We start from the raw sequence: 12,354 nt of genomic DNA on the forward strand, positions 1-12,354 counted from the left end.
ATAGGGTTTTTTTGTGCGTAATGTTTTATATATTAATAATATTGGCTATAGATCCATTATTAGTACTACAAAACACAGCTTTCTTGTTTTATTAATATTATTTTAGCTCTGTATTTTTAGTAGCAGAGAATTATCGGTTGCTTGGAAGACGTGCCTTTTAATATTGCTAAATGCGTATGAATGAAATTACAAAACAGTTGTTTTTTTATATATTTTATTTTTACATACGCGATTTTTGGACAATACTTACCATCCAAAAACTATTCGACCTCCGATGGTTTACCTAATAATGCGGTCCGGTCCTTATTTTTGGATTCCAGCGCCATTTTATGGATAGGAACAGAGAATGGAGTTTCCAAAATGGAAAATGGAGCCTTTTCTAATTTTGATGAATCTGATGGATTAGGGCATAACAGCTGTTGGGGTATTTCCCAAGACAGTAAGGGAAATATGTGGTTTGCCAGTTATGGAGGGGGCGTAAGTAAGTTTGACGGTAAAAAATTCACTGTTTTTACTACCAAAAATGGATTGCCGTCCAATAGGGTGCGTAAAGTTTTTTCTTACAGAAGCAAAATATATCTGGGCACAGAATTAGGAGTTTCAATTTTAGATATTAATACCGGTAAAATAGCTACCCCAAAAGACACTAAACCTCATTTTGGGGTGTTCATTGTAACCGGTTTTTTTGTTTACGATAAAGAGGTTTACTTTGCGACCACTAATGAAGGAGTTTTCAAGTTGGATGAATCTGGGGCTGTCGCCAAAATAGTTGCTGTTTTAGAATATACTATTACAGGTAAGGATACTGATGAACATGCTTATAGTTTAGGCTATTTTGATTCTGTACTTTATGCCAGTAACAAAGGTTTTGTCAATACTTTTATTTTAGATAATGGTAAAGATGTCATTTCAGCGACTCCCCCTTTTGGACAATCGATTGTTTGGCAATATGCCAAGGACAAACGTGATGTTATTTACGCTGCGGCTTGGGGAGTTTTTGATAACAGCGGCGGACTTTATGAGATAGCTGATGGTAAAATGAATAATGTTTCCGATTACTACGGTATTGATTCCCAAGGCTTACTAAATGTCGTTTATGATAAAGCAAATGATATTCTTTATGTAGGCTCTAAAGACAAAGGGGTTTATGAGGTGCGATTAAACAAAATGATTAGGTATAATTTTTTTGATGGAAAAACAATCATTGATTTTGAAGAATTAGGAGATCAAAAAATTATTCTGCACAATAAAGGAGTTTCTATTTTAAGTGCTTCACAACAGCTTATAAGAACGATTTCGTTGTCAGATTTCAAAAATAAGGAACTCAATTATATACGCGATTCCAAAAATCGTTTGCCGACGCATGCCGATGATTTTTTTGAATTGAATTATAGGATTCCTTCCAAAGACATCGAATTTTATAAAATCGTAAAGCATGAAAAATCTTTTTGGGTCAGCAGCAATATAGGACTGTTTGAAATTAATTTAGAAGATAAAATCATTAACTATATACCCATTCACACGTATGAATTTGGTTTCACTGGAGACCAAAAGTTTTTTGAAACCAATCCTTACGGTGGTGTTCATGTATATGATAATATTTATAATTTAAAAGTAAATTCTCTAGATGAAAAGACGACCGATATAGTAAACATCCTGAATCATAATCGAAAAACCTATTTACTGTCCGTTTTTAATGGATTGTATGTACATCATGACGGTCAATTTCATTCTTATTTAGCCGAAGGTATTTGGAAGGAAAAAAAGTTAAAACATATCACAAAGAATGATAAGGGTCAATTGATATTATCTGCAGAGTTTGGTAATGTTTTTGTCGTAGATGATACAAAATCATTCAAAATAGTAGAAACTATTGCTAAAGACAAAATTATAGGAAAGACCATATTATTTCTTGAGTCTTATAAGGATTACATTTTTATTGGTACCGAAAAAGGAATTAATATTTATCAGAACGGCCAAGTCCGATTAATTGATAAGCAATTGGGGTTAATAGACTGTGAATTCACAACCTCACAAATTTTTAACAAACAATTGTGGATTGGTAGCAAAAAAGGTTATTATATTATTGATTTAGCTACTCTTACAAAAGAACAAGCAACGGTTTCAAAGTTATACATCAGTAAAATAGCTGTCAATAATATTCCATTGGCTAAATCGAACTTCTATTGGTTCAGATTTGCTGCGGATGAATTGAGTCTTGATTATAATCAGAATTCTCTTTCTATTGATTTTATTCCTGAAGGGCATACCATTGCCAATAAATTGAAATTTCGATATCGTTTAAAAAGCGCGAATCGTTGGAGTCCTTACAACGATAAAACGAATTTGTTTTTAGCTTATTTGCCTTATGGCAACTATTTAGTTGAAGTGGAAGTGTTAGATTTGAATGCGGGGAAATCTACCGTTTTTAAACTGCTTAAAATTTATATTTCGCCACCGTTTTGGTTCGCTTGGTGGTTTATTACCCTGACTGTCCTATTTGTTATGGGAATTGTGTTTTATTTAATCGTACGGAAGAAAATTAATGCGAGAGACAAAGCGATTGTAGAAAAACAAATAACAGAAGCTAAGTTTGAAGCTCTGTCAAATCAGATGAATCCTCATTTCATTTTCAATGCTTTGAACTCCATTCAATATTTCGTAGGTAAAAATGATGAATATAATTCGACACTTTATATTAGTGAATTTGCAGGTTTGATGAGAAAGACCTTAAAAAATTCGCCTAAACAGACCATTTCAATTAAAGATGAAGTCGAGTATTTAAACAGTTATATCTACATTGAAAATATGCGATTTAAAGATCGCGTTTTATGTAATGTTTATATTGACCCCTCGGTTGAGCAATCATTATTTGAAATCCCCCCAATGCTAATACAGCCTTTTGTCGAAAATGTCTTTGCACATGCATTTGATGAATTTTATCCTTCGCCAAAACTGAATATTTCATTTAAAATGTTTAATGACAGTATTTTAGAGTGTAAGATAATTGACAATGGTAAGGGTCTAAAAGCGGTCAAACAATCCAAATTTCATGTTTGCAGGGGGATTGCATTAGCCAGGGAACGCATTATTTTGTTACAAAAAAATAATTTAGACCCTATAAATATTCACTTTACTGATGATAATGGAACAACAGTTACTATTCATTTATTTGTTAATGCATAAGTTTTTCCTTGAGTGACAATAAGAAAAAATATCGTTTTGATGGCCTTTCTAGAATTAGAACTGACTTTAACTATTGTTCAATTTAATATTTTACTAAAAGTGTTTAAAAAAGGGTACTTTAGAGCATTATTTTTTTTAAATTTTTTTCTATGAAGCGAAGATCCTTTTTAACAACTGCAACTTTAGGGTCTGCAGGCCTTAGCACTTTTTTAATTTCTGGGTGTAATCCGAACAGTATAAAAAATGATGAAGTAACCGAAGCAGTTGGGAATTCCGGTACTGTGTTCGAACTAAATGAAGAAACAATTAGCAGCTTAAGGGAGAAATTATCTTCCGGTAAATATAGTTCAGAGGAATTAGTTCGAATGTATTTAGATCGGATAGAATCTATAGATAAAAATGGGTACGAATTAAACTCCGTAATTGAAATCAATCCTGATGCAATTGCTCTGGCTAAAACGATGGATTTAGAAATGAAATCAGGAAAGAGTAGAGGACCTATGCATGGTATTCCAATACTGATAAAGGACAATATTGATACAGGCGATAAAATGCAAACGACAGCGGGTTCATTAGCATTAGTAGGCAACATTGCAAGTAATGATGCTTTTGTTATCAAGAAAATAAGAGAGGCAGGAGCCGTATTAATTGGCAAGACGAATTTAAGTGAATGGGCTAATTTTAGATCTACTTCTTCTTGTTCTGGTTGGAGTAGTAGAGGTGGTCAAACTAAAAACCCTTACATTTTGGATCATAATCCATGTGGTTCAAGTGCAGGTTCGGGAGTGGCTGTTGCCGCTAATCTTTGTGTTGTTGCCATAGGAACAGAAACAGATGGATCTGTAGTTTGTCCTGCTTCTGTAAGTGGAATAGTAGGAATTAAACCAACGGTTGGATTGGTTAGCAGAACTGGTATTATCCCAATTTCAAGTACTCAAGACACAGCCGGGCCTATGGCAAGGACAGTTGCTGATGCAGCCATTTTATTAGGAGCAATGACAGGCATTGATGATCAGGATCTTGTGACTATGGAAAGTAAAGGAAAGGCCCATAGCGATTATACGGCGTTCCTGGACCATGATGCCCTAAATGGAAAAAGAATTGGAGTAGAGCGAAAACCTCAGGGCAAGAATCAGTTTATGCATGCACTTCAGAAAAAAACTATTGATTTACTGAAAAGTAAAGGTGCTACAATCATCGAAATTGATTATCTCGATGAAATTAGTAAATTAGGGGAAGATGAGTTCGAAGTAATGCAGTTTGAGTTCAAAGCAGGACTAAACTCTTATTTAAGTTCTTCTAATGCAAAGCTGAAAAACTTGAAAGAAGTTATTGATTTCAACAATGCTAATGAAGACAAAGCAATGCCATACTTCAAACAGGAAACCCTAATCAGTTCAAATGAAAAAGGGAGCCTTACTGATAAAAAATACGTTGAAGCACTTAAAAAATGCCATTTAGGGTCAAAGGAAATAATTGACAAAGTTATTACAGTAAATAAATTGGATGCTATTTGTGGGTTAACGATGGGACCGGCTTGTAGTATCGATATGATTTATGGAGATCGCTGGGGCGATGTTTTCTTAACAATGCCAGCAGCAGTTAGTGGATATCCACATATCACTGTTCCCTGTGGAGTGGTTTATGATTTACCTGTTGGCTTTTCATTTTTTGGAATAGCTTACTCAGAACCTAAGTTAATAAGTATAGCTTACGCTTATGAACAAGCGTCAAGGAAAAGAACAAAACCTAGTTTCAAGAAATCATTTTTGTAATATTTACTGACGGTTTGAAATTTACAGATAATAAATTAACTTATAAGCGTTGTGCTATGTTAGTAGGGTAATTATTAAATAAATGTTTCGAGTTTATCAAAAGACAATAGAAGTTATGATACAACCGAGGCAGTATTGAGAGCTAAACCAAGTAAACTGAATAAATAAAAGTACGATGCCGAAGTACTATCTATCACTGTGCTGATATATCAATTCTAAAAAGAGTTTTATTAATTCTAAATCTGGTATTATGAGTTTTACAGATGCTGTTCAATAAGCAGGAGAGATTGTTAATGTGTCATGGATTTAGTTTTTATATAGTAGGCATGCATAGTATATTTCGCTATATTTGTTTCAATAAAAACAAAAAATCATGGTAAAACCTACGCTAACATCCCTTTTGCATATTGATCGTCCTTTGATTATGGCGCCTATGTTTCTGGTATCAAATACTAAAATGGTAGTTGAAGGAATGAAATCTGGGGTGGCGGGTTGTATTCCTGCATTAAATTATCGCACATTAGATGAATTACGAGCGTCAGTTATCGAGCTTAGAGAAGCTAAAGTTGCTGGTGGGAGTTTTGGCTATAATTTAATTGTGAATAAATCGAATATCAAATACAAAGATCAACTGGCTGTATTGTGTGAGGAGAAAGTAGATTTCATAATTACTTCTTTAGGTTCACCTGAGGAGACAATCAATCAAGCGCATAAAGTAGGGATTAAAGTTTTTTGTGATGTTACGGACTTGGCATTCGCCAAAAAGGTAGAGAGTTTGGGAGCTGACGCTTTAATAGCTGTCAATAATCTGGCGGGAGGTCATAGGGGGAATATTAGTCCCAAAGAGTTGATTAAAGAATTAAATGAAAAGACAACGTTGCCTGTTATATCAGCAGGAGGTGTGAGTACTAAAAATGAACTGGACGAGATGTTATCTTATGGTGCTGTTGGTGTATCTGTTGGTAGTCCTTTTATAGCGTCATTTGAATCTGGAGTTTCGGAGGAATACAAACAAGCTTGTGTCGATTATGGAGAAAAAGATATTGTTTTGACTGAGAAAATTTCTGGGACACCTTGCACGGTTATTAATACACCTTATGTTCAAAAAGTGGGAACTAAGCAAAGTTGGATAGAACAAACTTTAAATAAAAACAAAACCTTAAAAAAGTGGGTTAAAATGATACGTTATATGATAGGATCAAATGCGGTTACAAAAGCCGCTACTGAAGTTACTTATAAAACGGTTTGGGTCGCTGGACCTACAATTGAAAATACAACCGAAATAAGTTCGGTATCTAAGATAGTTGATAGATTGTGTTTGTAAATATTTAAACACAAAAAAAACCTTTTAAGTCCTATAATTAGGAGTTAAAAGGCTTTTTTAACTGGTAAGCATTGTTTATTCCTTATCGTAAATTGCGATCTTCAATTTTCCTTTGGTATCTATTGAGGCCCTGTACATACCGGCAGTATTGAATTCCATTGTGATATTGCCGTCTTTATCCATTGCTACGATTCCGCCGTTACCACCAAGTTTGCTTAACTTTTTTTGAATTACTTCTTTAGCGGCATTGTCGAGAGATAATCCTTTATACTCCATTAGAGCGGAAATATCGTAAGCGACAACATTGCGAATAAAAAACTCTCCCCATCCGGTTGAAGAAACTCCACAGGTATTATTATTGGCATAAGTTCCTGCGCCAATGATAGGCGTATCACCGACGCGACTCCATTTTTTGTTGGTCATTCCACCAGTAGAAGTTCCTGCTGCTAGATTTCCGTTTTTATCTAAGGCTACACAACCTACAGTTCCAAATTTATTGTCTTTGATGTACGGGTCATAAAAAGAGGTGCTTCCAGAATGATCAAGCTCAATCTTTTCCTTTTCTTGCGCTTTAAGTAAAGATTGGTATCGGTTTTCTGTATAAAAATAAGCGGGGTTTACTATTTCTAGTCCGTTTTCTTTTGCAAAATATTCAGCTCCTTCTCTGGCTAATAGTACATGTTCTGATTTTTCCATTACGGCCCTTGCCAGACTAATAGGATTTTTTACTGTAGTAACCCCAGCAATTGCACCTGCCTTTAAAGTCTTTCCATCCATTATTGATGCGTCTAATTCATTCTTCCCTTGATTAGTGAACACGGCACCTTTTCCTGCATTAAATAATGGGGAATTCTCCATTACATTAATAGTTTTTTCTACCGCCTCTATACTTGAACCACCATTTTTTAAAACCGCATAACCTACTTTTACAGCTTCTTCGAGTTTAGCTTTGTATTCTGCCTCCAATTCTGGAGACATATTCTTTTTCAAAATAGTTCCAGCACCTCCATGAATTACTATTGCAAAATTGTCTTTAGTGGGTGATTGTACACTTTTGCATTGAACAAATACAAAAAGGATTAATAGAAGGGCTAAAGTTTTTTTCATGGAAGGTTATTTAGTTATGTTTAATTGTAAATGTATAGATAATCAAAACGTTGCACAAATTGTTATTGGCTATTTTCGAGAGAAGTTGATAGCGATTTTAAAGTAATGTACTACAGTATTCTTTTACTATTTATAAGGTTCATTGTAATATTTACAAATCGAATTTATAGGACATTCAGGACATTTAGGTTGAGGCCGACAAATTTCCCTTCCCAAGAAAGAAATGGCCATTCCAATTTCATCCCAGATCTCATTTGGAAGTACTTGCATGAGTTGTTTTTCGGCTTTTATTCCGTCTTTAGTTTCTGGGATTAACCCAATTCTAGGAGCTACTCTAATGACGTGTAAGTCAGCTATTATTCCTGCTGGAGGAACTTTAGTTTCATGCATAATTACATTCGCTGATTTTCGTCCTATTCCTTTCAGCGCAACTAAAGCGTGCATGCTTAATGGAATATTTTCATCTTTTTGGATGGTTTTAGCAATTTTTAATAACCATTTGGCTTTATTTCCAAAATTCTTGACACTAGCGATATATGGAATTAACACCTCTAAATTCGATTTGGCCAAGATTTCCATACTAGGGAAAGTAATAAACAGTTCTGGACCAATCTTGTTTATATTGGAATCAGAATCTTGGGCAGATAAAACAACCATTACCAAAAGTTGGTATAAGTTGTGGTACTCTAAAGGGTGCTTTCTTGCTTTATATTTTTCTAGAATTGGTTCTAACTTTATATCCCAATCATTTGAGTTTTCAAATAAATCCACGTCATCATTATTTAAAGTCTACTGAAAGTGAATTCACACAAAAACGTTGTCCTGTAACAGTAGGACCATCATTAAATACGTGTCCTAAGTGACTGCCGCAATTTGCACAAACAATTTCGGTACGAATCATTCCATGTGATTTGTCTAAAATATTTTTTACTTTTCCAGGAATGGCATCATCAAATGAAGGCCATCCACAATGAGCATCAAATTTAGAGTCACTTTCAAATAAGGGTTCGTTACAAGCACCGCAGCAATAGGTTCCTTTTTCGTAATGTAGGTTGTAGGTTCCTGTATGAGGACGCTCTGTTCCTTTTTGGCGAAGGATATTATAACGTTCTTCACCTAATTCCTCTTTCCACTGCTCTTCTGTTTTTTCTAATGGGTATTTCATGATTTGTATTTTGTTTATTAGTTATTAGTAATGAATTGAATGACTTTATGAACGACTTCGTGATTACCTAAAACTTTACGGTGTCCTAATCCTTCAGTTAGCATCAATGTTCCATTTTTCAAATGTTTGTGTATGTTAATTCCAGCTTTGACGGAAACCTCTGGATCGTCTTTATCATGGATTACCAGAATAGGAATATCAGTATCCTTGGCGGCTTTATAAGCAGAATAGTCATTCATTTTTCCTCCATATTTTTTTTCGAAATGCAATCTTAAACTAGTAGCAAATTCTGGTTTTAATTCAAGTTTCGCGACAAAATCATCAATGATATCTTGTACAATATCTCCACTTCCAATAATTGCCGCACATTTTAGTCTAAGTCCTTTATTAATGGCATTTAATACTGACATTCCACCAAGGGAATGACCAATGGCTGCATCAAAAGGACCGTATTGTTTGTCTATTTCGATGATAGCTGCAATAAAATCTGTCATTATACTATTATTACCAGGTGACTTTCCATGTCCTGTTGCATCAAAACTCACTGTAGAATAGCCCGATTTTAGTAATTCATCAGCTATTTTTACTAATTGCGTTCCGCGGCCAGACCATCCATGAACTAATAAAATTTTCTTTTCATTTTGACCATATTCATAGACAACGACGTCTTTATTTAGGCTCGGAACAGTGATTAAATTTTGCACGCTATCACGGTCCATATGCAATTCTCTTTTTGGAACTTTATGTTTTATAGGAGTTGTAAATAATTTAGCGGCATATAATGTGGTTAGTTTTGGAGAAATATAGGAGATAAACTTACTGCTAAGCAGTATAAACTTAGGAATTTTCAATGATTGTGTATGAATAGAAGTGTTTTTTGTCATATTGATAAATTTGTAAGAGTGCTTTTATTTTATTTATTTTTCACTAAATTTAGAAAAACATAAAAGTAATATAATTAGTAAAATATTAACCTCTTAATTGACAATTACATTTAGGGAAGAGTAGCCTTATTAATAAATGAGCTGTCTTATATAATTGTAAATAATTGATGAATAATATAATTAATAAATGGAAATATTTCATATAAGTGCAGAGTGTTATCCTGTGGCAAAAGTTGGCGGATTAGCAGATGTTGTTGGAGCTTTACCAAAATACCAAAATAATGCCGGACATCTTGCAAGGGTTGTAATACCTTGTTATGATACGAAGTTTAAAAAGGATAATGATTTTGAGTGTGTCCATTGGGGAACCGTTAAATTAGGGAGATTTAATTTTTCTTTTAGTGTTCTGAAGGAAACTACTGATAAATTAGGTTTTGAGCTGTATCTGATTGAAATACCAGAACTATTTGACAGAAAGAACGTCTATGGATACGAGGATGATATTGAACGATTTTTATCTTTCCAAATCGCCACTTTAGATTGGATAATTGGAAGGGATGAAATGCCGGATGTAATTAATTGTCATGATCATCATACGGGATTGATTCCTTTTATGATGTTGTACTCTAATAAATATCAAAAATTGCAAAACATTCCCTCTATTATTACCATACATAATGGTTTGTATCAGGGGCAATTTGGATTTGATAAACTTCATTATTTACCAGAGTTTGACTTGTCCCATGTGAACATTTTGGAATGGGACAACTGTATAAACTCCCTGGCGGTTGGTATAAAATGTGCCTGGTCAGTAACTACCGTTTCTCCAAACTATTTGAATGAAATCAATTTTTCGGCAAATGGACTTGAGACATTGTTCAACCTTGTTCGCTATAAATCAAGAGGAATATTAAATGGAATTGATACTGAAGTTTGGGATCCTGAAAAGGACAAAATGCTAGAGAAAAATTATTCTGTAACTAATTTTGAGGTTGGTAAACAGCAGAATAAGGAGATACTATGCACGCTTTTTAATTTAGATCCTAGCAAACCATTATTTAGCTTTATAGGCCGCTTACTAGAAGAAAAGGGAGGGGACTTGTTACCACATGCTGCTGCTTTAGCTATGTCTGAGAATTACAAGGAAATCAATATTTTGATTTTAGGTTCCGGAAATACTGATATTGAAAATCAATTAAATAGTTTATTGATTGATTATAAAGGGAATTACAATACTTTCATAGGGTATAATGAGGAATTAGCACATCTAATATATGCAGGAGCCGATTATTTATTAATGCCATCAAGAGTGGAGCCCTGCGGATTGAATCAAATGTACTCATTGCGATATGGAACGATTCCAATTGTCAGAAGAACAGGAGGCTTGAAAGACACCGTAATTGATTTTGGAGATGATGGAAACGGAATTTGTCATGATCAATCCTCGGTGGGAGATATTTGCTACTCCATTCAAAGAGCAATTAACTTATATCAGGATAAAGAAAAGTTAAATAAAATTCGAGAGAAAGGAATGCTTACAGACCACTCTTGGGAGAGAGTTTGTCAAGAATATATAGAGGTGTATAATTTAATAATTAAAAAAGTATGAAAGCTAAAAAGAAAAATGTGATTGCGATTATTTTAGGAGGAGGTCAAGGATCCAGATTATACCCGTTGACTGAAACCAGGTCTAAACCTGCTGTTCCAATAGGAGGGAAGTATAGATTAGTAGATATTCCAATTTCAAATTGTATGAATTCAGATATTTACAGAATGTTTGTATTGACACAATTCAATTCGGCTTCATTAAATGCTCATATTAAGAATACTTATAACTTTAGTGTTTTTAGCCACGCTTTTGTTGATATTCTTGCTGCTGAACAAACTCCTGATAACCCGACTTGGTTTCAGGGCACTGCCGATGCCGTTAGACAATGTATGCCTCATTTTTTAAATCATGATTTTGACTATGCATTAATACTTTCTGGAGATCAATTGTATCAAATGGATTTCAATGATATGATAGAAGAACATATTAAAAATCAAGCAGATATAACAATAGCCACATTACCAGTTAACGCCAAGGACGCACCAGAATTTGGCATTCTTAAAACAAATCATGAAAACTGTATAGAATCTTTTATTGAAAAACCTGCTAAGGAACTTTTATCCGAATGGGAATCTGATGTGAGTGAACAGATGAAGTCTGAAGGAAAGCATTATTTAGCTTCAATGGGAATCTACATTTTCAATAAAGATTTGTTAGTTGATATCATGTCAAACAAGGAAACTAAAGATTTTGGAAAAGAAATTATTCCACAAGCGGTGGGTAATAAAAAGATTCTAAGTTATCAATATGAGGGTTATTGGACAGATATTGGTAATATTGATTCTTTTTTTGAAGCTAATATTGGCTTGACTGATGATATCCCAAAATTTAATTTGTTTGACAACGACAATAAAATTTACACTAGGCCAAGACTATTGCCTCCATCAAAATTCCAAAAAACACTTGTAGACAGGTCTTTAATTTCTGAAGGTTGTATTTTAAATGCCAAAGAAATTAATCATTCAGTAGTAGGTATTCGTTCTAGGATTGGAGATGGAACCATTATTCAGAATTGTTATATAATGGGAAATGATTTCTATCAGAATATAGATGATATGAATGCCGATGTTGAAAAAAGTAAAATATTAATTGGTATAGGTGAGAATTGTTTTATTAGTAATGCAATTGTCGACAAAAACTGTAGAATAGGGAACGATGTTTATATTAATGGTGGAAAACATTTGCCCGATTTTTCAAATGAACTGTATGCCATTAAAGAAGGAATCGTTGTTATAAAAAAGGGTGCTATACTACCAGATAACTATAAGATTAGTTAAAGTTATCAGAACTATTTTTTAAATTAA

9 protein-coding genes are annotated in these 12,354 nt (G+C 33.9%); 5 read left to right on the forward strand and 4 right to left on the reverse strand.

The features are described from left to right. Window positions 1-180: 180 nt before the first annotated feature. The 3 genes from HJ01_RS13755 (at window position 181) to HJ01_RS13765 (ending at window position 6,285) form a co-directional block, all read left to right on the forward strand. Window positions 181-3,186 carry a histidine kinase gene (locus tag HJ01_RS13755; protein ID WP_007139069.1) on the forward strand — a complete coding sequence of 1,002 codons (3,006 nt, stop codon included), beginning with the start codon at window positions 181-183 and terminating at the stop codon, window positions 3,184-3,186. 149 nt (window positions 3,187-3,335) lie between these two features. Beyond that, window positions 3,336-4,961, forward strand: coding sequence for an amidase (locus HJ01_RS13760; RefSeq protein ID WP_040473994.1), 1,626 nt, complete (start codon window positions 3,336-3,338; stop codon window positions 4,959-4,961). Between the two features lie 373 nt (window positions 4,962-5,334). Further along, entirely contained in the window at window positions 5,335-6,285 is a 951-nt protein-coding gene (locus HJ01_RS13765; RefSeq protein ID WP_007139072.1) for an NAD(P)H-dependent flavin oxidoreductase, read from the forward strand. Window positions 6,286-6,360: 75 nt separating this feature from the next. Here the strand turns inward: HJ01_RS13765 and HJ01_RS13770 are convergent, their stop codons facing one another. The 4 genes from HJ01_RS13770 to HJ01_RS13785 form a co-directional block, all read right to left on the reverse strand. After that, complete coding sequence (locus HJ01_RS13770; protein ID WP_007139073.1) at window positions 6,361-7,392, reverse strand: isoaspartyl peptidase/L-asparaginase family protein; 1,032 nt, start codon at window positions 7,390-7,392, stop codon at window positions 6,361-6,363. 126 nt (window positions 7,393-7,518) lie between these two features. Then, on the reverse strand, window positions 7,519-8,163 hold the full coding sequence (locus tag HJ01_RS13775; RefSeq protein ID WP_040473995.1) for an endonuclease III domain-containing protein: 645 nt from the start codon (window positions 8,161-8,163) through the stop codon (window positions 7,519-7,521). 7 nt (window positions 8,164-8,170) lie between these two features. Further along, complete coding sequence (msrB, locus tag HJ01_RS13780) at window positions 8,171-8,557, reverse strand: peptide-methionine (R)-S-oxide reductase MsrB (protein WP_007139076.1); 387 nt, start codon at window positions 8,555-8,557, stop codon at window positions 8,171-8,173. A gap of 17 nt (window positions 8,558-8,574) precedes the next feature. Continuing rightward, on the reverse strand, window positions 8,575-9,441 hold the full coding sequence (locus HJ01_RS13785) for an alpha/beta hydrolase (protein ID WP_007139077.1): 867 nt from the start codon (window positions 9,439-9,441) through the stop codon (window positions 8,575-8,577). Window positions 9,442-9,628: 187 nt separating this feature from the next. Between HJ01_RS13785 and HJ01_RS13790 the strand changes: the two genes are divergently transcribed. Both HJ01_RS13790 and HJ01_RS13795 read left to right on the forward strand, forming a co-directional pair. Continuing rightward, window positions 9,629-11,050, forward strand: a complete 1,422-nt coding sequence (locus tag HJ01_RS13790) for a glycogen synthase (RefSeq protein ID WP_040473996.1) — start codon at window positions 9,629-9,631, stop codon at window positions 11,048-11,050. Then, complete coding sequence (locus HJ01_RS13795; RefSeq protein ID WP_007139079.1) at window positions 11,047-12,327, forward strand: glucose-1-phosphate adenylyltransferase; 1,281 nt, start codon at window positions 11,047-11,049, stop codon at window positions 12,325-12,327. Before HJ01_RS13790 ends, HJ01_RS13795 begins: the two co-directional genes overlap by 4 nt. The last annotated feature ends 27 nt before the right edge of the window (window positions 12,328-12,354 follow it).

The sequence above is a fragment of the Flavobacterium frigoris PS1 genome (genome assembly GCF_000252125.1).
GTDB lineage: Bacteria > Bacteroidota > Bacteroidia > Flavobacteriales > Flavobacteriaceae > Flavobacterium > Flavobacterium frigoris_A.

Bases quoted from the DNA above. Each gene is read 5' to 3' on its own strand.
- HJ01_RS13755 (WP_007139069.1), top strand. From the start codon at position 181: ATGAAATTACAAAACAGTTGTTTTTTTATATATTTTATTTTTACATAC.
- HJ01_RS13785 (WP_007139077.1), bottom strand. From the start codon at position 9,441: ATGACAAAAAACACTTCTATTCATACACAATCATTGAAAATTCCTAAG.
- HJ01_RS13770 (WP_007139073.1), bottom strand. From the start codon at position 7,392: ATGAAAAAAACTTTAGCCCTTCTATTAATCCTTTTTGTATTTGTTCAA.
- HJ01_RS13760 (WP_040473994.1), top strand. From the start codon at position 3,336: ATGAAGCGAAGATCCTTTTTAACAACTGCAACTTTAGGGTCTGCAGGC.
- HJ01_RS13790 (WP_040473996.1), top strand. From the start codon at position 9,629: ATGGAAATATTTCATATAAGTGCAGAGTGTTATCCTGTGGCAAAAGTT.
- HJ01_RS13765 (WP_007139072.1), top strand. From the start codon at position 5,335: ATGGTAAAACCTACGCTAACATCCCTTTTGCATATTGATCGTCCTTTG.
- HJ01_RS13795 (WP_007139079.1), top strand. From the start codon at position 11,047: ATGAAAGCTAAAAAGAAAAATGTGATTGCGATTATTTTAGGAGGAGGT.
- msrB (WP_007139076.1), bottom strand. From the start codon at position 8,557: ATGAAATACCCATTAGAAAAAACAGAAGAGCAGTGGAAAGAGGAATTA.